The sequence below is a fragment of the Streptococcus suis genome, from assembly GCF_019856455.1.
Lineage (GTDB): Bacteria > Bacillota > Bacilli > Lactobacillales > Streptococcaceae > Streptococcus > Streptococcus suis_AE.
On the sequence record NZ_CP082205.1, the window covers coordinates 1,656,408 to 1,680,458 of the forward strand.

The 24,051-nt window shown below is 41.3% G+C and carries 16 protein-coding genes and 1 tRNA gene; 5 read left to right on the forward strand and 12 right to left on the reverse strand.

Annotation, left to right across the window (positions count from 1 at the left end; translation table 11 throughout):
* Positions 1-6 precede the first annotated feature (6 nt).
* From gyrB to K6969_RS08075, 3 genes are all read right to left on the reverse strand, one after another.
* Positions 7-1,959, reverse strand: coding sequence for a DNA topoisomerase (ATP-hydrolyzing) subunit B (gyrB, locus tag K6969_RS08065; RefSeq protein ID WP_002939427.1), 1,953 nt, complete (start codon positions 1,957-1,959; stop codon positions 7-9).
* Between the two features lie 181 nt (positions 1,960-2,140).
* A complete protein-coding gene (locus K6969_RS08070; RefSeq protein WP_024377930.1) occupies positions 2,141-2,680 on the reverse strand; it encodes a DJ-1 family glyoxalase III in 540 nt (179 codons plus the stop codon).
* Positions 2,681-2,693: 13 nt separating this feature from the next.
* Positions 2,694-3,923 (reverse strand): FtsW/RodA/SpoVE family cell cycle protein, encoded by a 1,230-nt coding sequence (locus K6969_RS08075; RefSeq protein WP_174852423.1) that lies wholly within the window; start codon positions 3,921-3,923, stop codon positions 2,694-2,696.
* Between the two features lie 1,015 nt (positions 3,924-4,938).
* Here K6969_RS08075 and K6969_RS08080 point away from each other — a divergent pair.
* On the forward strand, positions 4,939-6,012 hold the full coding sequence (locus K6969_RS08080; RefSeq protein WP_321537383.1) for a site-specific integrase: 1,074 nt from the start codon (positions 4,939-4,941) through the stop codon (positions 6,010-6,012).
* A 366-nt stretch (positions 6,013-6,378) separates the two neighbouring features.
* Here the strand turns inward: K6969_RS08080 and K6969_RS08085 are convergent, their stop codons facing one another.
* From K6969_RS08085 to K6969_RS08100, 4 genes are all read right to left on the reverse strand, one after another.
* Positions 6,379-7,500, reverse strand: a complete 1,122-nt coding sequence (locus tag K6969_RS08085) for an IS110 family transposase (protein WP_015445098.1) — start codon at positions 7,498-7,500, stop codon at positions 6,379-6,381.
* A gap of 289 nt (positions 7,501-7,789) precedes the next feature.
* Complete coding sequence (locus tag K6969_RS08090) at positions 7,790-8,032, reverse strand: type B 50S ribosomal protein L31 (RefSeq protein WP_172008569.1); 243 nt, start codon at positions 8,030-8,032, stop codon at positions 7,790-7,792.
* Between the two features lie 120 nt (positions 8,033-8,152).
* Positions 8,153-9,181 (reverse strand): FAD:protein FMN transferase, encoded by a 1,029-nt coding sequence (locus K6969_RS08095; RefSeq protein ID WP_172008570.1) that lies wholly within the window; start codon positions 9,179-9,181, stop codon positions 8,153-8,155.
* Positions 9,168-10,112: a DHH family phosphoesterase gene (locus K6969_RS08100; protein ID WP_029173709.1), complete on the reverse strand. Its 945-nt coding sequence runs from the start codon at positions 10,110-10,112 to the stop codon at positions 9,168-9,170. Before K6969_RS08100 ends, K6969_RS08095 begins: the two co-directional genes overlap by 14 nt.
* Positions 10,113-10,206: 94 nt before the next feature.
* On the opposite strand from K6969_RS08100, the gene K6969_RS08105 reads away from it, so the two are divergent.
* The 4 genes from K6969_RS08105 (at position 10,207) to K6969_RS08120 (ending at position 12,643) form a co-directional block, all read left to right on the forward strand.
* Entirely contained in the window at positions 10,207-10,668 is a 462-nt protein-coding gene (locus tag K6969_RS08105; RefSeq protein WP_012775265.1) for a flavodoxin, read from the forward strand.
* Between the two features lie 141 nt (positions 10,669-10,809).
* Positions 10,810-11,079 (forward strand): 30S ribosomal protein S14, encoded by a 270-nt coding sequence (rpsN, locus tag K6969_RS08110; protein ID WP_029178707.1) that lies wholly within the window; start codon positions 10,810-10,812, stop codon positions 11,077-11,079.
* Positions 11,080-11,160: 81 nt separating this feature from the next.
* Positions 11,161-11,439: a chorismate mutase gene (locus K6969_RS08115; RefSeq protein WP_029173708.1), complete on the forward strand. Its 279-nt coding sequence runs from the start codon at positions 11,161-11,163 to the stop codon at positions 11,437-11,439.
* Complete coding sequence (locus tag K6969_RS08120) at positions 11,429-12,643, forward strand: chloride channel protein (protein WP_174852268.1); 1,215 nt, start codon at positions 11,429-11,431, stop codon at positions 12,641-12,643. Before K6969_RS08115 ends, K6969_RS08120 begins: the two co-directional genes overlap by 11 nt.
* 20 nt (positions 12,644-12,663) lie before the next feature.
* Here the strand turns inward: K6969_RS08120 and K6969_RS08125 are convergent.
* The 5 genes from K6969_RS08125 to K6969_RS08145 all read right to left on the reverse strand — a co-directional run bounded on the left by K6969_RS08125 (position 12,664) and on the right by K6969_RS08145 (position 24,010).
* Positions 12,664-12,735, reverse strand: a tRNA-Arg gene (locus K6969_RS08125).
* Between the two features lie 197 nt (positions 12,736-12,932).
* Complete coding sequence (locus tag K6969_RS08130) at positions 12,933-14,957, reverse strand: surface-anchored 5'-nucleotidase (protein ID WP_171943029.1); 2,025 nt, start codon at positions 14,955-14,957, stop codon at positions 12,933-12,935.
* A 262-nt stretch (positions 14,958-15,219) separates the two neighbouring features.
* The gene (gene sodA, locus K6969_RS08135; RefSeq protein ID WP_024399054.1) at positions 15,220-15,825 is read right to left on the reverse strand and encodes a superoxide dismutase SodA; all 606 of its coding nucleotides are present in this window, start codon (positions 15,823-15,825) and stop codon (positions 15,220-15,222) included.
* A 91-nt stretch (positions 15,826-15,916) separates the two neighbouring features.
* Positions 15,917-16,948, reverse strand: a complete 1,032-nt coding sequence (gene holA / locus K6969_RS08140) for a DNA polymerase III subunit delta (RefSeq protein WP_171943028.1) — start codon at positions 16,946-16,948, stop codon at positions 15,917-15,919.
* A 231-nt stretch (positions 16,949-17,179) separates the two neighbouring features.
* Entirely contained in the window at positions 17,180-24,010 is a 6,831-nt protein-coding gene (locus tag K6969_RS08145) for a ZmpA/ZmpB/ZmpC family metallo-endopeptidase (RefSeq protein ID WP_321537384.1), read from the reverse strand.
* Positions 24,011-24,051 lie beyond the last annotated feature (41 nt).

Below are 24,051 nucleotides of genomic sequence, written 5' to 3' on the forward strand. Positions count from 1 at the left end.
TAGTTTTTAGACATCCAATGTTGAATAAACAGCATTTTCCTCGATAAACTCTCGACGAGGTTCAACCTTATCCCCCATTAGCATGTCAAAAATCTTATCGGCTTCTGCCGCATCATCAACTGAAACGCGTGCCATGAGACGATTTTCAGGATTCATCGTAGTTTCCCACAACTGATGATCATCCATTTCTCCCAAACCTTTGTAACGTTGAATCGTTGGCTTGGACCGTCCCGTACTATGTCTTTCTAAGGCATCTTGCAATTCTTGCTCTTGATTAACCCCAGGTTGAATATATTCTTTTATCTCACTTCCAACCTTGATACCGTAAATAGGTGGTTGAGCGATATATACGTATCCCGCTTCTACAACAGGACGCATGTAGCGGTAAAATAATGTCAGAAGGAGTGTCCGAATATGGGCACCATCGACATCGGCATCTGTCATAATGACTAATTTTTGATAACGTGCCTTGCTAACGTCGAAATCAGCACCAAAGCCAGTTCCCATAGCTGTAAATAGACTACGGATTTCTTCGTTGGCCAAAATCTTGTCCATGCTGGCTTTTTCTACGTTCAAAATCTTACCACGAATCGGTAAAATAGCCTGAAATTCACGGTCGCGACCGGATTTAGCTGAACCACCGGCTGAGTCCCCCTCAACGATGAAAAGCTCTGTCTTCGTTGCATCATTTGAGGAACAATCCGCTAACTTACCTGGGAGATTTGAAATCTCAAGACCCGATTTCTTACGAGTTACCTCACGCGCACGCTTAGCAGCAATACGCGCCTTGCTTGCCAAGATCCCTTTTTCAACAATCCGTCTAGCAATCTGGGGATTCTCCAAAAGAAATTCTGCAAAGGCATCAGAGAAAAGGCGATTGGTAATTTTGACCACTTCACTATTCCCAAGTTTTGTCTTAGTTTGTCCCTCAAATTGAGGACCTGGGTGCTTAACAGAAATGACCGCTGTCAAGCCTTCACGCACATCCTCACCAGTCAAATTATCCTCATTTTCTTTGAGAATTTTATTTTTCTTGGCGTAGTCGTTGATAACACGTGTCAGAGCTGTACGGAATCCTTGCTCATGGGTACCACCTTCATGTGTGTGAATATTGTTGGCGAAACTAACTACGTTTTCATGATAACTCGTCGTATATTGCATGGCAACCTCAACGGTAATATCATCCATCTCCCCTTCTGTATAGATAGGGGTCTCAAAAATGACATCCTTGTTCTCATTAAGATACTCAACGTAGGAAGCAATACCACCTTCATAGTGATATTCCTTTGTTTGCTCTACTCCCTCACGTTTGTCCGTAATAGAGAGATTTAAACCACGATTTAGGAAGGCCAATTCTTGGATCCGCTTATTTAATTTTGCAAAGTCGAACTCAGTCGTCTCAGTAAAAATTTCTGGGTCAGGTGTAAAATGTACAGTTGTACCAGAACGGTCTGTTTCTCCAACAACCTCCAAATCTGCAACGACTTCACCTCGTTTATACTCTTGGAAATAGACCTGACCATTTTTGTAGACATGGACGTCTAGCTGAGTAGATAGGGCGTTTACGACTGATGAACCTACGCCGTGCAATCCCCCTGAGACCTTATAACCGCCTCCGCCAAATTTACCACCTGCATGGAGCACTGTAAAGACAGTTTCTACCGCTGGACGACCAGTTTTTTCCTGAATATCTACCGGAATCCCACGTCCATTATCAATAACCGTGATGGAGTTATCTGGCTCAATATAAACTTCAATTTTATCCGCAAAACCAGCCAGCGCCTCATCGATTGAGTTGTCGACAATTTCCCAAACCAAGTGATGGAGACCTTCTTTAGATGTTGAGCCGATATACATCCCTGGACGCATTCGAACAGCTTCAAGACCTTCCAAGACTTGAATCTGACTGGCATCATATTCTTGAGCCTTCTCTTGTAAATCTTTGATTTCTTCTGTCATTTCTTTTCCTTATTTTCTATTTGTTGCTCCTTAAAAATAGAAAAGCCAATCCATCTTGATAAAAGCGAAACATATTTTTAGAGCAAAAATCATTCTAACGAATACCCTTTATTATACCATATTTTCTAATATTTTGATAGAAAAAAGAAGAGGAAACATTAGCTCCATCTTCTTCATTACTTTAACTATGATAAACCATTGTTTGAGCTAGGCTTTCTCCATCTCCACCAAATAAATCAACCAATTTATAGGCGAAATCCAAACTTGTTCCAGCACCTCGGCTAGTGATAATTGGACCATCAACGACCACATCCTCTTCCAGATGAATACCTGACGTAATGTCTTTTTCTTTCCCTGGGAAACATGTATAGTGACGACTATCTAACAAACCGGCCTTATCCAGAACAATCGGAGCCGCACAGATTGCTGCTACTGATTTTCCTGATGCAACCGCTCTTTGCAATTCCGTAATCAGGGACTCTGAATCTCTAAGGTGAACAGAACCTGGCATTCCTCCTGGTAAAACAATCAGATCAAAGGAAGACAGGTCTCCATCAAAGACTTGGTCAGTTTGAACACGAATACCGTGCGATCCCTCCACTTCATGACTATCTAAACCAACAATCTGACAGTCGAAATGAGCTCGACGAAATACATCTACAGGGGCCAATGCTTCGATTTCTTCAAAACCATCGGCTAAAACAACCGCAACTCTTGTCATATAAACCAACTTTCTAACGTTTTATCGTAATTTTTCTATAGCGACGTGATCGATTTGTTTCCTTCTCATCAGCTAGTCGTGACTGATACCCCATTGACAGCACTAGACCAACACCAATCAGATTTGAAACCATGGACGAGCCACCTTGAGAGATAAACGGCAAAGGAATACCTGTTAAAGGCAACAAACCCGTTGCAGCGCCAACATTTTCAAACACATGGAACAAGAGCATCATGATATAGCCAGTTGATATGTAGGTGTAGTACCGATTGTTTGACTTCAACGTTACCCGTAGCATTCGATAAATGAGCAACAAGTATAGTACAATCAATACCGTCCCACCAATAAAACCAAAGTCCTCTCCAATCACCGTAAAAATCATATCACTTTCTCGAACAGGTATAAGAAGATTTGTTTTATTGAAACCTAGTCCTTTTAGGCCACCACTTCCGATAGCTATCAAACTTTGAGCTTGCTGGTAGGTCGTTGATTGGGCATTTTTAAAGGGATCAAGCCAGGCTGCAATACGATTGATTTTATAAGTATCCATCCCCAAATTGTAGAGGAATGTTGTTCCACCAGGAGAAATAAAAATCAGCATAAATCCACCAACCAAAACGATCCCCGTTAAGGCAGTCGGCAATAGAATTTTCCAAGAAACTCCTGATAATAGAAGCATTCCGCTAAAGATTGCTACAAATACTAAGGAGGTTCCTAAATCTTTCTGTAAGGCCAACAAAATCAAGACTGGGATAGTAAACAGTGTCATATAACCAATCAACATAAAATCCTCACGAATTTTTCGATTTGGATAATATTTATGAAAGGTGACAATCACCCTTGACAACATAATGATGTAGGCTATTTTCATAAATTCGGATGGTTGAAAAAGAGTCATTCCACCAATCGTTACCCAGTTTTTTGCTCCCGTTGACGCTACTAAGTCTGGACTGTAGAAAAACAAAGGCAATACCATAAGTCCTAGCCCAAGTACGTACAAGTAAGGTGTGATTTGCCACAGAAACTTAGTGGAAAAGAACATGACCAAAAAAGCTGCCACTGTTCCAATTCCTATCCAAGCAATTTGTTGACCAACCATCTGTACAACATTATCTGGATAATCTTGACTAACCGCAATGTAGAGAGAAATAATCCCCACAACTAATAAAAAAAAGACCGGTAAAATAAGCGAGTAGTCTACTCGACTATCGATTGTTCCCCTATTTTTCATCAATTTCCTCATACTTTCACTTCAAATTCTTACTCGTTCCATTATAGCAGAAATCATCTCTCATTGAAACTAAAAATCTAGTTACATCAGTGGGGATACGATTTATACTCAACGAAAATCAAAAGTAGCCTAGGAAAGAAGTCGAAGATAGAACTGGGGTTCATCGAGGCTCTTGACAACGGATAATTTTGATTTTCGAAGAGTATTACTAGTGCACAAATCATAAAATACGTATCAAGGCTTTCAGCTATTCTTTAAATAATTACTATATTAAGTATAGAAAAGGCTACTTGTAATTCTGTTTGTGTCTGCGTATTGTCGTAAGCTGCCTGTGTGGTATGCCAGCCAACAGTTAAGGGCTTTTTTAGTTTTATCATAACAAAAAGGTAGGATATAAGTTTATTCTGCCTTTTATTGTTATTCTACGATGTTACGGAAAAACGCCAACCCCAGCAGGTCGGCGCGTGGAAATATACAAATTGATTGACATATAACCTATAATGGGGGTATAATCATGGTGTAAAGAATTGTTGTGAGGACAATTCTAGCACTAAATCAAAAAAGCCCCCAACGTGCCAGCGTTGAGGGTTTTTGTTTGCCCCTGTTTGGGGTTAGTCGTCGTTATCGTCTAAATAATACTTAACTACTTCAGTCAAGATATTAACCAATATCGGCGCTAGAATACTTGTGAGGATAAGTCTAGCAACTAAATCACCTCCCTTCAGTAAATTCAGGGGGCTTGTATATCTTATCAGACAGTTTATTTTGTTGTCAAATTCTCCCCGCTTACACATGGCAACGTGTAAGCAACCATATTTTTATAATTGATATTTAATCCCAAATACTATAAACTAGATAAACGGAGAAAGCATTTATAACGCCCGAGGGTGTATATTTGCGTGAGGTGTCTAGTTTTGCTAGGCACTTTTTTTCATTCTTAGCAACAATATTAGAAACCACTTATAAACACGCGCATACTATTTTATTCTTTCGATTAGGTGGGGAAACCAATAGGAGGAATAAACAAATGATTAAACAATACCAACTAAAAGACGGCTCTGTTAGATACTCTTATATTGCGTATGTAGGTATAGACCCACTTACAGGCAAAGAAAAGCGCGTAAAAAAGAGCGGTTTTAAAACTCAAAAAGAAGCCCGAATAGCTGAAAGCCAATTACTTCTAAAAGTGGAGCAAGATGGATTTTTTGACAAGCCAGATAGAATAACCTTTGAGGAAGTCTATAAGATATGGCTGGAACACTATAAAAACACCGTAAAGGCTAGTACATACGCCAGACAAAAGGCACAAGCAGACCTACATATCGTCCCAGTATTCGGCGCGTGCTACGTGGATAAAATAAGCCTACCAATGTGCCAAAAACAGGCACAAGAATGGTTTAAGAGCTACAAGAAATATGCTAACTTTATCGGTATGACAAAAATGGTGCTAGATTTCGCGGTAAATCTAGGCTATATTCATGACAACCCCATGAAGAAGATAATAAAGCCCCGTAAATCCTCTGAAGTCGATGAAGAAGAAAAGAAAAAAGAAAACTTCTACAGCCGTGAAGACTTGCAAAAGTTCCTAGACTGCGTAGCAAAGGAAGACAAGGAAGAAATAGCCTGTATTTTCCGCTTACTCGCCTTTACAGGTATGAGAAAAAGCGAAGTTCTTGCCCTACGGTGGAAAGACCTAGACTTCTTTACCTCACGTTTATCAGTTAGCCAAATAGTAGCCTACGGAGAAAATAACACTATTGTCTATCAAACACCCAAAACAAAAAAGAGTAAGCGCACTATCACGCTTGACCCTATTACCGTGTCTATTCTGAAAAAGTGGGAAAAGACTAGACAATTTTTAAACTTCCCCCAACGCGTGAAACCAACTGACCTGGTTTTTCCAGCAGAAACAGGCAACGCACATAGTTTTGATTATATAAACTATAATCTACGTTGTATTCTGAAAAAATATGACTTGCCTTATATAACGCCCCACGGTTTCCGCCATACTCATTGTAGTTTATTATTTGAAGCTGGGGCATCGATTAAGGAAGTACAAGAAAGATTAGGGCATGAAGATATTAAAACAACTGATATGTAAAGCCCTTTGTCAAGTAAAAACAATCGAACTGATTAAAAAATGAAAAGTATCTAGAAAGAGCCTAGTTCTTAGCTTCGGGCATTGGCCACTCTGATATTCGTGGATTGGTTACCTACAGGTCAATGGTTCTGCCGCGAGTCCTACTCTCTATAAGCGTGGATCACAATTGTGCCACTTAGTCGTTTCGTAGATGACTCAAACCTTGAAGTCCTAAACTCCTTCAAGATACTTTCCATTCAAACATGATTTCAATCCTTATTTCTGTCCAAATTCACCCAGTGATTTTGGATAGAAATAGGGATTCCTCATCGCTCTGCGATGATAAAACTTAATGGTCAAAAGTGTACATGAAAACAAGCGCTAACTTCAAGCTATTCTTCCTGTCATCATCCCCCAAATAAAACCAGACAATTCTCGTGCAATAGCTGTTTTAGCAACATTTTGTTTCTTATTTTTTCCTAGAACAAGTGTGCGATAACGTCTTCTTAAGCGTTCATTAGCCTTATCCGCATAAGCAATCACCTCCACTCGGTTTCCACTTTGTCTCCTTTTCAATTCTTTGGATTTATACCCAATCGTCCCCTTAGCCAATGATTGTGCAGCTTCTATCAGAAGTCGTCTCACATGGCTATTCCCAGCTTTGGTGATAGCACCTCTTCTCTCCTTGTCGCCGCTAGAATTTTCGCTAGGAGTTAGCCCAAGATAAGAAGCAAAATGTTGAGCTGTCGCAAAGCGATTAAAATCACCGATTTCTGTCACAATGGAAAGAGCAGTTAGTGTTTTAATGCCAATAAAGCAAGAAAGCCGTGAGACCTTCTCTTGGTAACTGTCGCTTTGACCCAGTTGCTCAATTCGTGCATCATACCGTTCTATTTGATCTACTAATTTCTCATAGGTCAATAGATATTCTGTCAAAATCTCTGCGTAAAGTCCATCAGGATTTAGGGAACGGAGCCAGCGGACATGTTTCTGTGTCCAATTACTGCTTCCCTCGGTATAGCGAAAATCATGTCGGAGACAGAAGGCAAGAATTTGTTGTTTGATTTTCTTCAGAGCCACTTTGTGGTCTGTTCTCATGCGGATATATTCTTTGACTTGTTCATCCTCAACAGTAGGAATATGAACAGGCCGATAGCTACGAAAGGCCAGAGCTTTTGCGAGCTGAGCTGCATCTTTTTTATCAGTCTTAACACGCTTAGATCCTTCCTTCATCACCGTTGTAGGCGCCATCACGATACAGGGAATCCCGTGAGCTTGTAGCTGGTGATATAGGGTAAATCCAAGACATCCGGCTTCGTAGCCACATAACACTTCTGCATCTTGACCATATAAACGACGAAGCTCATTCACATAGTTCACAATATAGCTAACATTTGGACCAACTTTAGTGCTATGTTTGAATTGATTCGCCATCATATCATAATAGCAGAGTGAAAAACTTTCTTTGTGAACATCCATTCCGATGAAAAGTGTGGTAAAATGAAACATATAAGACCTCCAATTGAGTGTGGTAATTCCTGTTAGAAGTTGATTGTTTTTTTATTCTAGTGTACAGGTAAATCCACGAATTCTCAACTGGGGGTCTTTACATATTGTCTATGAATATTTACGCTCATGTTACGGAAAATACAAAAGAAAAAACGGCTGAAAAGTTTGCCCAATTTTTGGGAATGTAATGCCAGCCGTTACTTTTTTCGTTACTTTTTCAAAAAGAAAACCACTCCCACGGCTCGGGAATGGCTTAAAATCAACGTTTCTAACGGTTTTATAACGCTGATTATTTGAGACCGTATTTTTTGTTGAACTTGTCCACACGTCCATCTGCTTGAGTGAACTTTTGACGTCCAGTATAGAATGGGTGTGAGTTTGATGAAATTTCCACACGGATCAATGGGTAAGTTTCACCTTCGAATTCTACAGTTTCGCTAGTTTTCTTAGTTGAACCACTAAGGAACTTGTAGCCAGTAGTTGTGTCCATGAAGACAACAGTGCGATATTCTGGATGGATATCTTTTTTCATTTTAAAAATTCCTTTCTGCCATGGACTCTTTCCGAGCCATAGATTATAACCATTTAAGTTTACCAAAACTTTTTTCATCTGGCAAGTATTTTTACCGATTTTTTAGAGATTTTTAAGAGATTATAGTACAGAAGCACCTGAAGCAAGGTCAGAAGTTACTCTTGCACCAAATCCTCCTCTGGATGGGCTGCCCAAACTGTCTGAAATCCGCTCCCTACCTGCCAGAATTTTTTCAGTAAGCCCTGAGGTCACTAGAATCCTGCCATCCAGCCCAATCAGAACCGCTTCGATACCATCCGTTTCTTCTACCATCTTATAAATCTGAGTTATTTCTTGACCAAACAGTCGAGTCGTCCAAATCTCACCGTCAACAGATTGTTTGGACACAATGGTCAAACTAGCCAGCTGCGACTCCATTGGATAGCCGGTCTCGGGACTCAAAATATGATGATAGGTCTTTCCATTCACGGTAAGGGTTCTTTCGTAAATGCCAGAGGTGACAACCGACTCCTCTCCTATGTTGAGGACGAGGGCATTTTCACCCCGTGTTTTCTGAGGATCCTGAATCCCAATTCGCCAGCAACCATCTGGATTATGCGGAGCCTGTCCAAAAGTCAATACATTGCCTCCCAGGTTAATCAGTCCAGCCTCCACACCTATTCTTTTCAAGAAGTCGACAATCTTATCTGCTATATATCCTTTAGCAAGAGCACCCAGATCAATGGCCATGCCTTCTTTTTTTAGATAGACCGTCTGCTCTTGGTCATCTAATTCGATGTCCCTTGGATTGATGAGTTGGAGTTTTTCACTGATCATTTCTTGGGTTGGAAGTTTAGCATCGCTAAATCCAATCCGCCAGCTTTGCACAAGGGGACCGATGGTAATATTCAAAAAAGATTCCTGAGCCAGACTGTGTTCCTTACCCATTTTTATCAATTCGTACAAGTCATCGGCAACAGGAACCGCCTGAACACCTGCGTTGAGATTGACCTCCATCAATTCAGATGTCAAATCATTGGCAGAAAACCGGTCTTTATAAAGATAAAGCAGCTCTTCAACCTGATCCAAAATCGGTTCAGCTTCTGGATGCCATATTTTTGTTTCAATAATGGTTCCCATTAAACGAAGGGAACGGCTACTTGCTTGCATTCCTCACGACCTCTTGAATTTCTTGATAGATTTGCTCATTTTCGGAAAGAGAATAAGAGTTAGCACCGCTGGCTAGTGGGTGGCCACCGCCATTGTGGCGCTTGGCAATCTCGTTTATCGGAATGTACTTGCTGCGCAAACGGACTCTGTAATTTCCGTCAGTTTGATCCACAAAAATCCCCCAAGATTGAACAGTACCAATCCGTCCTGGAGCCCCAACGATAAAGGAAGTGTCCGCATCGGTCACCCCGTATTTTTTGAGAATATCCTGTGTCAAAATGACCCGTGCCGCACCATGTTCATCCACTTCCAAGTTGTCGTAAACGTAACCTGTCAGCTTGGCAATCTTGAAATCAATGGTATCCATCTGGCGTGACATTCTGGCAAAATCGAAGTCTTCCTGTCGCAGTCGGGCAACAATTTCAAAAGTGCGTGAACTAGTCGCCGGATAAAGAAAACGTCCCGTATCGCCAACAATACCAGCATATAGCAGACGAGCAGTATCCCCGTCAAATTCCAACTGGCTTTGAAGGGCCAATTCTGCAATCATTTCACTACATGAGCTAGCCTCAGTATTGACCCAGAGCAAGTCACCGTATGGCTCTTCATTGGGGTGATGGTCGATTTTAATCAGGAAATCACCCTGAGTGTAGCGGGCGTCATCCACGCGGGCTGTATTGGCAGTATCCGTTACGATAACCAAGGCTCCTTGATAATCTTGGTCGGAAACCTGATCCATTTCTGCCATCCAGGCAAGATTTGGTTCCTCAAAACCAGTTACCTTGATGGTTTTTTCAGGAAAATTCTTCTGCAAGAGCTTTTGCAAGCCAACCTGACTACCAATGGCATCCGGATCTGGTCGTTTATGTCGGTGAATAATAATCGTGTCGTATTCACGAATTTTTTCGATAATTGTACTGTAAATAGTCATAGCAACTCCTTTTCATCATTTTAGCATAAACTTCCCCTTTTGAAAATGATGGGAGTGTGGTATAATGGGATTACTATGTAATTTGGAGGAAATTATGGCACTAGCAAAAATAGTTTACGCTAGTATGACTGGTAACACAGAAGAAATTGCTGACATCGTCGCCAGTAAGCTAGAAGAGTTAGGTTTGGAAGTACAGGTTCACGAATGTACGACTATTGAAACCGAAGAAATCTTGGATGCGGACCTCATCGTGGTAGCCAGCTACACCTATTCTTACGGTGGAGACGGTGAGCTTCCAGATGAAATTGTTGATTTCTATGCTGACCTAGCTGACTTAGATTTGACTGGTAAGGTCTACGGTGTTTGTGGTTCTGGCGATACCTTCTATGATGACTTCTGTAGTGCAGTAGATGACTTTGATGTCATGTTGGGTTCACGTGGTGCAACTAAGGGTGCTGAAAATGTTAAGGTAGACCTTGCTGCAGAAGACGAGGATATCGTTAACCTTGAGCAATTTGCGACAGACCTTGTTGCTAAACTAGATACAATGAATTAACTGACAGACAGACTGACTTATCAATAGGTCTAGTCTGTTTTCTTTTAGCCTTTTATTAAGATTGTACACCTATTGCTTGCAATCTTAATAGTTTTGATATATAATTAACTGGTTAAGTTTTTTGAAAAAAAGGAGAATTTTATGGCTAAAAAATCAAAAATGGCACGCTATCAGAGACAGTTGGAGTTAATCGAGCGCTATGCGGGTTTACGTAAAAGTCTCAAAGAAAAAGGTGACTATCAAGCACTTCGAAAATTGCCTCGCGACTCAAATCCAAATCGACTGAAATACCGCGACAGGACCGATGGCCGTCCGCATGCCTATATGCGAAAATTCGGTGTGAGTCGGATTACCTTCCGTGAATTAGCCCATCTTGGTCAACTTCCTGGGGTAAAAAAAGCAAGTTGGTAACTTCCTCAAACAAGGCTAGTATTCTGCCTTGTTTTTTGCTATACTAAAAAACAACTGAAACAATATACGGAGGTTTTTAAGATGAATTTGGATTGCATCCGCGAACAGATTAACACGATTGATAGCCAATTGGTTGAACTACTTGAAAAACGAATGGAGTTGGTCGACCAAGTTACAGCCTATAAACGAGCAACAGGTAAGCCTGTTTTGGATACCAGCCGAGAAAATGCTGTCCTTGAAAGAGTTGGAAAATTAGTTCAAAAGGATGACTACCGCTCTGCCATTCAAGCAACCTTTAGCGATATTATGGCCCAATCAAGAGCTTATCAATCTTCCAAGTTAGCGAATCATGAGCAATAGGATGAAACAAGCCATCCAACTCCTTTTCTTTTCCAGCTTAATTGGAGTCAGTGCAGGAATTATCACCACACTTTTTGGGAAAATTCTACTAGGGGTTGGAGACTTACGGTCTGAATATTTTACATATCTAATCCCCTTTCTGCCACTTGCAGGTGTATTGATTGTTTTCATTTATCAAAAATGGGGAAGGGAAGTCCAAGCAGGTATGGGCTTAGTCTTCAAAGCTGGACAAGGGGAGAAAGCGCAAATTTCTCCAGTTCTCATTCCGCTCATCATCTCTACAACTTGGCTCAGTCATCTTGTCGGTGCTTCCGTTGGTCGCGAAGGTGTAGCTGTCCAACTTGGAGCCAGTCTCTCACACTGGTTACAAAGACATGGTTTCACACACTTGCCCAAAGATATGATAACAAAGATTGGTATGGCCGCAGGTTTTGCAGGGTTATTTCAAACACCATGGGCTGCTAGTTTCTTTGCCATTGAGGTATTAATCGTTGGCCAATATTCTTGGACTAGTCTCCCCTATTGTCTAGTTGCCGCTTTCACGGCTTCTACTACTTCCCATTTACTGGGATTGGAGAAATTTTCGCACACTATTTCATCTTTTTCATTCCAGTTTACAGATAGTTTTAAATGGCTTCTGATTGCCATCTGCTTTGGAGTTGTCGGTAATTTATTTGCTTGGTTTCTGGCGCAAGCAAAAAGCATCTCAACTCGATGGCTTCCAAATCCTTACATTAAAATAGCTATCATGGGAGTTGGACTGACCGTTCTACTATTTTTCTTCCATCAAGGTCGTTATACTGGTCTCGGAACCAATTTGATCGATGCCAGTTTAGCTGGGGAACAGGTGTTTGCTTACGATTGGCTACTAAAACTCCTACTAACCTGTCTTTGTTTGGCTACAGGTTTTCAAGGGGGCGAAGTTACTCCGCTCTTTGCGATTGGAGCAAGTTCTGGGGCTGTTTTAGCAGGATTACTAGGTCTACCAACTGAACTTGTTGCAGCTCTTGGGTATTGTGCCGTATTTGGAACAGCCACCAATACCTTACTGGCTCCTCTCTTCATTAGTTATGAAGTATTCGGTGCTAATATCCTGCCCTATGCTATTCCTGTACTTGCCATAGCTTATCTTATAAACAGAAAACAGACTATTTATGGGGTGCAGTTGAGGAAATTCAATAACGCAAAAAAGCCTATCATTTAGGCTTTTTTGTATACTCTCCATCTCCCCTGCAGGAATCGAACCTGCAACTAATTCTTAGGAGGAATTTGTTATATCCATTTAACTAAGGGAAGTCTGCTTCTCTATTGTACACCAGAAGAGAGCAGATTGCAAGAGCAAGGTTATATAAGTTTTTTTCAAATTTTTACAAAAAGCAGAACTTACTCTAAGATGAAATACTTATTATTTTTATGCATTTCTCTCATGATAATCTCTAAAAGAAGTAATTCTAGAATGTACTTCGAAAGTTTGTCGTTTTTATGCTTGATTCCTATTCCCCTTCCTTACGTCTCATTGAGACAGCCATTCCGAGTGAAACTAAGCCACCCAAGCTAATAAGAAGTGAGCCTAGGGCTTCTTGACCGGTATTTGGAAGTGTTTGATTCCCTGATGCTTTTTCAGTTTTCTTATTTGAAACAGGAGCCATACTTCCAGATGGTGCTGGTTGCTCGTTTGCTTTCTGATTTGCTACACTATCGCCACCGTCGCTTACTTTTTCAGGTGTTTTCGTATCGGTAGTTGTCCCAGCAGTATCTCCTTTTTCTTCTGCTTTTGGTTCTTCTACGTACTCCTCGACAAATGCTTTTCTACCTGTAATAGTTGCACTAATGGTTTGACCTGCTTTTTCTAAATCAGTCAAATACTCCACAAATACTTCTGTATCTGGATTGATAGCGCCAATCAGTTTAGCTTCTTTGAAAATCGAGAAACCATCCCCACCACCAAATAGGAAGTCATTGATGACAAGTGTATAGGTTTCTGTCGGAACAATCTCTGTTCCATCTTCTTTGAAGGCTTTAACAACCTTGTAAGGATTTTCTTCCGTTGGATTATCTGCTTTCGTGTAGATATATTTAATTCCAGACATTTGAAGGAAATATTTTTCGCCTTCATCGTATTGTTGATTTAAGGCTGTATAAATCTGCTCACCTGTCATTTGAACGACTTGTAGGATATTCCCAAATGGTTGAACAGCTTGTGCTGCTCCCCAAGTAACTGTTCCATCCTCTTGGACCTTCAAATCTGCCCGAATCCCGCCATTGTTGGTCATTGCAAAGTCAACATCATAACCTGATTTCTTAGCAATAGCTAATTGAGCCGATGTTACTAAATTACCCACAGCACTTTCTTTAAATTCATTTACCTCGCGAGAAATATCTGTCGCTTGACTAGCCGTACCAATTTTTTGCTCTGTTACTTTTTTAACGATGGTATTTGCTTCGTCTACAATCGCCTGAATTTCTGGACTTGGTGTTTTCTGCCCTGGTGCCACTGCAATAATTTTCGCAGTCGGAACTTCTTTAAAGTCGGCAATATCTGTATCATAAACAGCTCTAACATCTGCATAAGCCTTACCTTGTGAGGTAGCTTGTACAATCAAGGTTTTGCCTGTTGTACCGTTTGTATAGACATGGTTGTGACCGGCAAATACAAGGTCAACGGAGTGTTCAGGATAGATTTCATTTAGCTTAGCAATCATATCTGCAGCTTCACCAGCAGCCACACCATCCTTGCTTGTAGCTGGGACGTGAGCCAGTACAACTATCGCATTTACACCCTTTTCAGCTAACTCACGCGCATATTTCGCAATCGTCTCTGCCTCATTCAAAAAAGTGTACTGCTCATAGTTTTTCTTCAAAACAAGATTAGGAATTTCTGTCGTAACTACACCAATAAAGCCAATATTTGCTTCTTTATCATTTACAGGAATAGTCTTAATAGCATACGGTTTCCAGCCATACGGAATTTCACCCGTCTCTTTGTCAATAACGTTGGCGATAACAATCTCCTGTTTGGCTGCTTCATGAGTATAATTATCTACAATCTCATTAAACTGGCCTTCTTTTGGAGCTTCACCAGTCATGATACGGTTATACTCATCAAGTCCCTCATCAAATTCATGGTTCCCCAAAGTACCGTATTCAACATCCATTTTGTTAAAGACTTTTACAGTTGGTTCATCTTGTAAAAGTCCAGAATTCGATGGACTTGCACCAACCATATCTCCAGCTTGAACACGGATAGACTCTGCAGGTGTTTCTGTTTCTGCTGCTGTTTCTTCAAATTCTGCTTGCGAATCATCCATGTAAGCATCAAGCAAAGCGGCAGTTCCTGCATTCCGAACTGTTTCCCCCTCCAATCGCGCTGTCCCTGTCGTATCAAGCGCACCATGGAAATCATTAACTCCCATAATTTGGACAGCTAATTCATCTGCTAAAACAGCCTGTGTTGTAATGACACTAAAACCAGCTACAAGAGCTAGTACACTGCTTTTCAACCGAATATTCTTTTTCATAAGCAAAACAATGCTCCTTCTATTTTTTTCGTATTGACATATCTATAATAATCCTTTTTTTACGGCTTTTCAATATCAAATCAGTCATTTATAACAAAAAATTATAAAAATATTCGTTTATTCTTACTTTTACATCATTTTTCTGAAAATATCTTGTTGTTTTTATCCATAATACGAAAAATCATCCCTCTTCCCATACACAGTTCTCTCCAAAATACTCCTCACAACTAAAAAATCTCTTCCAAACGGAAGAGAACTGTTCTTATTTAGCTGCTTTATAAAGTTCGTTAACCTTGTCCCAGTTGATTACTTCAAAGAAGGCTTTGATGTAGTTTGGACGGACGTTACGGTAGTTAAGGTAATAAGCATGTTCCCAAACATCCAATGCCAAGATTGGTTTCAACCCTTGCATGATAGGTGTGTCTTGGTTAGCAGTTGAGATAACTTCCAACTTACCTTCTTTATTAACAACCAAGAAAGCCCAACCTGAACCGAAACGAGTTGTTGCTGCAGTTGTGAAGGCATCTTTGAAGGCATCAAATGAACCAAAGGTCGCATCAATATCGGCTGCCAATTCTGCTGAAATTTCTGTTTTCTCTGGTGAAAGTAATTCCCAGAAAAGTGCATGATTAAGGTGACCGCCACCGTTGTTGATAAGGGCTTGACGGATATCAGCTGGAATTTGCTCCACATCTGACAAAAGTGCTACCAAGTCTTCACCGATTTCTGGGTGTTTTTCAAGGGCTGCATTAGCATTTGCAACATAAGTTGCATGGTGCTTGTCATGGTGCAGGGTCATTGTTTCTGCATCAATATGTGGTTCCAAGGCATCGTATGCGTATGGAAGGTCTGGTAAAATAATTGCCATTTTCGTTTTCTCCTATACTAAGTGATAGTTCTATTCTACTCCAATGTGAGAGCCTTTTCAATTTTTTTGTCTGAAACTACTAATCAGACACTTAACTCGTTGCAATTTTTAACAATGTAAGTTCAAACAAGTAATCCTTATCAAACCGTCCTGTCTTGATTTGATAATCTGTTTCTATCAATAATCGAACAACTTTTTTCAAAAATCCAATGGACAGATGGCGTGAATCACGCAAAGCATACTTTACTTGGTATGGATTCACCTTACGCCCCATAATAGTTGATAACTCAGCTACTATCTGCTGTTCCCCTCGGCCTTGCTCTACTAGGATTTGCACTTGTAGATAGGTTCGAAATTGAGTTAACATGATGGCAATCAACTTAACCTCTTCCTCCCCTTGCAACCGCAAGTCACGAACTAAATTGCGAGCCTCCTCTACCTTGGATTGTAGAATTAACTGTGTTAAATCAAAGATATTATCTTGTAGTGTCTTGGGGATAGCCGCATCAATATCTGAAATTTCAATCGTCTCTTTTCCCTTATAAGATTGAAGAAAGGCTAGGTTTTTACTGACTTCAGCAAACTCAAAATTAGACTTAACAAGGAGATATTGAAAAACCTCTCCTCCCATCTGCAATCCAAGACGCATTATCTCCTTTTGGAAATGATTTTTCAAATCCATCTCCTTCAGAGGATTGGCTTCTAATACTAGTCCATCTCGTTTGAGGAGTTTAACCAGGCGTCGTTTGCTATCTAACTTTCCTGGGGCTAGGATAATCAAACGTGTTGTTTCGACAGGATTTTCCAAATAAGCCTCAAACTGTTTAAGCTCATCGTCCGTCAAATGCCGCTTCTTGTCTGTGGTCAAATCAGAAAAATAATCCAGTATGACAACTTTTTCGTCTGAAAAAAATGGGAGAGAAGCCAAATCCAAATCCACCTGACTATAATCAGCTTCTGACATATCAAAATAGGCAAAACTAAGGTCTGCAGGATCGAAATCAATCTGTCGCAACAATAAATCCTTTGCGATCTGATATTGTCCAACATCCTCACCGCATAGAACGGTCAAGGAACCTAACTTCTCTTTTTTAAATGTCTCAATCTGTCCAATAACTAACATGTATACCTCTAATTCTTAATAAATTATACCATGTTGAAATAAAAATAGAAAACAAACTCATTGATAATACTCAATAAAAATCTATCATTCAACTCTCTTGTTAAGCCTAAAAAAGCAGAAACTAATACATTTAGCTTCTGCCTTTAAAATTAGGATAACATCCGATTGGTAGCATTTAAGGGAAAACAAATCTTTCTTCCTATGCTGATAGAGCAAAAGAATGAATGATTACTACTTCTCTTCTACTTGGTGAGGTTTCTTACCCGGCATCCAGAAGATTAAATTAAAGATTGCAAGCATTACGCCAACCAGTAAAAGATTATTCCTATCCCCTGTTTTAGGTAACTGTCCTTTAGCGAATTTTTGCTGTCCCACGACACTCACAGAGACTGCCGTTTCTTTTGCGGCTGGCTTCGGACTATTTTCTCCTAACCCCTTCTCTAAAGCTACTTCTAATGACGGAAGAACGCCGATTGGTAATTCATGTGTAACTCCATCGCCCTTGGTTGTTTCCAACGGAGGAAGAACACCGATTGGTAATTCATGTGTGACACCTTTACCGTTTTCCATTTTGAAAATATGAAGTGGTACTACTATCTCGTCTTGGCTGCGATCATCATAGACCACCCGAACAATCATGGAGTAGTCACCACTAGACTGTGGAATAGGAGTGACTACTACAACATCAAATTGACCTGCTTCAGTTGGTAGACTAATTTGCTTAACAATTTCAGCCGTTGCGTCATCACTACTGCTTGCTGGAAGGACACGGGCTTCTCCAGTTACTTGTGGCTGGTAGCGATCCGATTTAGGAAGAACACCGATTGGCAATTCATGTGTGACACCTTCCCCATGAGCTGTTTGTTGGACAACAACCTGAATAGACACCCGCTTCTGACTGCCATCATCATATTTTACAAGGACTGGTACGCTGTGTTCGCCAAGAGTAGTTGGAAGAGGATTTACAAGACGTTTTTCAACAGGACCTGCCTGGGCATCAACCTGAACCTTAGCTAAAAGAGCATTTCCAACCACAGACAAGTCGTCATCAGTTTCATAAACATGCTTATCTCCAACATGAACTGAATAGACATCTGCTTTCCAGGGGATAACCTGAATTGGGATAGTCACCTCATGAGTGTCCTTACGGACTTGAAGACTGGTCACTTGTGGAGTCAGAGTAACAGGCACCAATTCCACACCGTACTCTCCAAATTGGTCTGGAGTAATGGTTTTGGACAGACCTTGATTGTCCACCAGCTTCACTTGAAGACCTGACAAGTCCACTGTTTCAGCCGGACGATAGTCTGTCTTAGTCGGCAGGATTACCAATTCAAGACCTGTAACTGCAGTTTTATCGAATACTTTAACTGGGGTCACCAATTCCAATGGAATCTCAATTGTCTTAGAAGTTTGGAGATTGTTTAATTGTGTCTGGTCGAAACTTGAAGCAATCACATAATGACCTAGATCTGGTCGAGGCAGGCGGTTTTCCAAATCTGTCACAGAAGAGCCTGCTTGCAAGGTCACACTTTCTTCTTTAACAACCGTTTCACCATCTTTGAAACGAAGGTTGATTTGGAGACTAGCTGGTACAACCTGCACTGTAACCTCTACTCGCTTCTGACTACCATCATCATATTTGACAAGGACTGGTACGCTGTGTTCGCCAAGAGTAGTTGGAAGAGGGTTTACAAGACCTTTTTCAACAGGACCTGCTTGGGCATCAACCTGAACCTTAGCTAAAAGAGCATTTCCAACCACAGACAAGTCGTCATCTGTTTCATAAACATGCTCCTCCCCAACAGTAACTGCATAGACATCTGCTTTCCATGGGATAACCTGAATTGGAATAGCCAACTCATGATTGTCCTTACGGACTTGAAGACTGGTCACTTGTGGGGTCAGGGTAACAGGCACCAATTCCACACCGTACTCACCAAATTGGTCTGGAATAATGGTTTTGGACAGACCTTGATTATCCATCAGTCTCACTTGAAGACCTGCCAAGTCCACTGTTTCAGCTGGGCGATAGTCTGTCTTAGTCGGTGGGGTTACCAATTCAAGAACTGTAACTGCAGTTTTATCGAATACTTTAACTGGTAAGGCAGGCGTAATCAATTCCAATGGAATTTCAATTGTCTTAGAAGCTTGGATATTGTTTAATTGAGTCTTGTCGAAACTTGAAGAAATCTCATAATGACCTAGAGCTGGTCGAGGCAGGCGGTTTTCCAAATCTGTCACAGAAGAGCCTGCTTGCAAGGTCACACTTTCTTCTTTAACAACCGTTTCACCATCTTTGAAACGAAGGTTGATTTGGAGACTAGCTGGTACAACCTGCACTGTAACCTCTACTCGCTTCTGACTACCATCATCATATTTGACAAGGACTGGTACGCTGTGTTCGCCAAGAGTAGTTGGAAGAGGGTTTACAAGACCTTTTTCAACAGGACCTGCTTGGGCATCAACCTGAACCTTAGCTAAAAGAGCATTTCCAACCACAGACAAGTCGTCATCTGTTTCATAAACATGCTCCTCCCCAACAGTAACTGCATAGACATCTGCTTTCCATGGGATAACCTGAATTGGAATAGCCAACTCATGATTGTCCTTACGGACTTGAAGACTGGTCACTTGTGGGGTCAGGGTAACAGGCACCAATTCCACACCGTACTCACCAAATTGGTCTGGAATAATGGTTTTGGACAGACCTTGATTATCCATCAGTCTCACTTGAAGACCTGCCAAGTCCACTGTTTCAGCTGGGCGATAGTCTGTCTTAGTCGGTGGGGTTACCAATTCAAGAACTGTAACTGCAGTTTTATCGAATACTTTAACTGGTAAGGCAGGCGTAATCAATTCCAATGGAATATCAATTATCTGAGAAGTTTGCAGGTTGTTCAATTGAGTCTGGTCGAAACTTGAAGAAATCTCATAATGACCTAGAGCTGGTCGAGGCAGGCGGTTTTCCAAATCTGTCACAGAAGAGCCTGCTTGCAAGGTCACACTTTCTTCCTTAACAACCGTTTCACCATCTTTGAAACGAAGGTTGATTTGGAGGTTCTGCGGTGTCTGAGTCGGCTCTACCAAACGATAGGCTACTCCATCCTGAACCAAATCAAAACGATTATATCCGTTTTCCAAAGCGATTCTGGCATTAGGAGATGTCCAACCTTCTGCAATGACATATTCCTTGTTTACATTCTGAGCCAGTGCCTGTTCAAAACCTCTAACAAGTACTTGAACATTATCTTGAATATCTCCTGTTACCTGCAAGCTAGAGCTAACTGGGATAATCAGTTTTCCATCTCCAATCAGTTCACCGACTTCAAGATTCTGGTCCATCTCCAGATTGAGAAGGCTACCTTTTTCCACTTCTAGTCGGGTGGAGATACTAGAAACTCGATTAGATAGGGTAATATTGGCTTGATCTTGCAAGGCCAATTCCTGCACTTCTACTAAATCTAGCCCATAGATACGAGTTGCTTTCAGACTCACTTGGTTATCTGAACTATTAGTTGCCATAACTTTCTTGATATTGCCGGAATTACTCTCTAGGCTAACCCGACCAAGTGTTTGGTTACCATCTACACCACCTAAGTCAATCCCTTGATCAACCTTGGCAAATTCTGAGTCTATGATAATCTCAACCGGAATCAAACTAGCCCCTTGGGCATGGCCCGCATAAATTTGCTGGAAGCGAGTGTCTGAGGAACCGCCAATAATCGAAATCCGAGCATGGCTTCCTGAAGGGGTGTCAGTTGGTGAACCTGCAATCAAGATTGGACGAAGACCTGTCTGAGCCTGACTGATGGTCGTTGACACATTATTAAAGGTCAGATGGTTACCATCCGCATAAATTTTCGGTTGTTGAGCACCATCTGGAATCATCGCAAGGTTGAGATTGGTCAGAGTCACGTTTTTTGTCGTCAGCAGATTAAGTCCACGGAGATTTAATTTATTTCCACGACCATCAATTGTCACCGCCTTATCAATGACAAAATTCGTTGAAAAATTTTGTCCATCACGATAGATGATATCACTTACCAATTTGATTGTATCACCATCTTTAGCTTGGGAAATAGCATAAGACAAGCTCTGATATGGATTTGTTTCTGTTCCCTGACCCTCGGTAGATGTTTCAGCACCGTTGGTGACATATAGATCACGCGCCTGAACTTCTTGATAAATACTTGTACGGAAGTCGTCTGTATCTTTCAAATAAGCCTGGAAGATACTTTTTTTCAATTCTTGAACAGCTGAAACTCTGGTTGACAAAGGTACTTTGTTGGTTGCATTGAGCTTCATCTGTTGTAGGTCTTTTGCAATCGCTGTATCCATCAAACTCTGAATAGCCACGAAATCACTAGCAACTCCTGTAGATTTCAGTTCAGATACCTTGCCAATGCGACGATCAAACATAGCCTTCTTGAAGGTTGCGAGGTCCCCACCATATTCCGGCATAATGGCATTCAGTGCTAGCTGATCATTGGCGTATTGCCCAGAAATATAGGCGACCATACCATTTTCATAGCCATATTCACCAAGAATGTCATAGGCATTTCTTCTAAAGCTAATGTCACCTACTGTTCCTGCATTGTTTTGCAGACCTGCATAGATAGGCTCAAAGAGAGGAATGGTGTAGTAAGAATTGGTCCGAGCTGTTCCTGTGGTATTTAGACCGTCAAACTTGTAACGACCTGAAATCAATTGCTTATCTACAAAATCATGGATAGATTGCAAACCTGCTGCTAAATCTCTCGAAATTGGTTGAGCTTGATCTGTCTGACCACCATTAGCACTTGCGACAAGGCTCAGCTGATTAAGAAGGACTGCCCTATCTTCAGGTATCTGACCCAAGATAGACTGAGCTTCTGCGTAGTCTAAAGTGTACAAGACGTCCAAAATACCCTGCATATAGGTCTTGAGGTCATCACTTGTTTGGAAACGGTCTGGACTAGCATTTTGTGTCCGATTGTCCCCCATGCGATATGCTGCATTGATAATAAAGCTTGGGTCTTGATAGGGTGTTTTAGCAACATCCATAGACTCAAACATTCCTCTGGCAAAAACTTCTTGTAACTGGCCAGCTCGTCTATCATAGCCATTTAACCAAACGTTCTTATCCAGCATATGGGTCAATTCATGGGTATAGACAGACTGACCTGCCTCAGACAGGGATTTTTTCAAAAAGAGATTAATGGAAGTCTTTCCATTAGCCTGACCATCAGCTTGTAAAAAGTTGGCATAAAGGTTGAGCGGTCTGATAAATTTCTTGACCCCTTCTAAAACACCTGAACCATATTTTGGTGAATAAAGTTCTTGAACGCGCTGAGTAGCTGTCCCTAGTTTCTGCGGACTATCAACCACAATAATGGTTTCATGATTGGCTAGAATATCCCTGTTCTGACTGATGCGATGCCAGAATTTCAAAAAGCTTTCCTGGTCATCAGCATAGGATTGTAAGCTAGCTTTAAATGTTGCCAAGCCGGTCTGGACACCTGGTCGGACATAGGATTCCGTTAGACCGTAGTTGACTGTGTTTGATGTGCTAATGGCATATACAAGATCAGTAGGTAGGGTCAGGAGAGGAATGAAATGGTTGTTCAGACGTACATTGCTCTTTAATTTCTGATAGAGCGAGGAATTTCCGTAAGGAGATTGGGACTCTGCCAGATGAGCCTTGCTAGTCTCCTGAAACCATTGCTCACCTGTTTTGCCTGGTTCAAACAAGCTTACTCCCTTCTCCACAAAGGAGAAAATATCAGCTTGATTTGTAATTGGAGCTAGTTTGGTTTGGTAAGTAGTCGCTGACTGTCCTAAGGTCAAATCACGATAGGTCAAGGTATTCAAGATAGTAAGAGTTTCAAGGGGACTCCTGCCACCACCAAAAACCTGAGGGTGATACAAGATCAAATCCTGAGCCTGATGGGGACCAAATTCAAAGGAATATTGACGATCCAGATAGGAAAGACCTGCTAAAATCTTCTCCTTATTACGACGGATATCCTCTACATTGACCTGACTTGATTTCTCAAAAATACCTGTCAGAGTCGTTTCAATCTTAGCTTTTACTCGCTCAAAACTCTCTCTCATATCCAGCATATCCATATAGGCTATCTGCTTGAGAGACTGCAGCTGGTCAGCTGACAGAGCATTTCCCCCATTTTCCTTCCGAATGGCTGTCTCTAGAGCAGTTTTTTCAAGAAAACTTTCCTGATGAGACAAGTGGGGATAGAGCGATTCGTAGGTCACAGCCACAAAGTCATTCTTCAGCGAAGCAACCTGCTGCGCAACTGCCTCGCTGGTCTGTCTTGTCGTTGGCTGAGTCGTCGCAGGGACTATCTGACTCCTACTATCCGAATAAACCACTTGAAACTGCTGAACTGTTTTTCCATTGACAGAGGTCATAAGCTCCCCTTGGGCATCAAGTGGTAATTTAGCTACTTCCGTAACCGCCACACTGCGTGCTCTTCGTGCTGAACGTAACACAGGCTGAACGACTTCTTCTACTGTTGCTGTCTCAGTTGGCTGAACTGGTTGAGTAACCTCGTCCGTTGAACCCGCTGGTTCTTGTGCCGTTTGAATAGATTTTGGTTCTACTTGCTCAATAATCTGATGAGAATTTTCGACTGTGAGAGTGCTCTCATCACCAGCTGTATTTGACTGCTCTTCTGCAGTCTGTTCTTGCCCTGCTTCTGCTGAAAGTGCTGCTTGGGGTGCTGAAATATCTTGAGAAACCACTTCCTTCTGAATAGCTGGTTCTACTTCCACAAGCTGGCTTTCTTGAGCTGGGTTCTCCTGTGTGGCTTGGTTTAATGAGGAACCAACAGTTTCTGGAATTTGAACAGTTACCTCATTGGTTTCCTGCAGTTGATTTGCTTGATCTGTCACTGCCTGACTAGTTTGCTGGCTACTAACAGGAGTTTGGCTTGCCTCTTGGGCAGCCGCAACCTGCCCTCCAGCAACACTAAAGCTAATTGCCAAGGCAACAGATACGACACCGATGGAAAACTTACGGATTCCAAAATGCTGCTTCTTTTGTAAAAAATGTAAATTCATCAAAATCTCCTTTTGAACCAAATAAAAAATATACTACAATT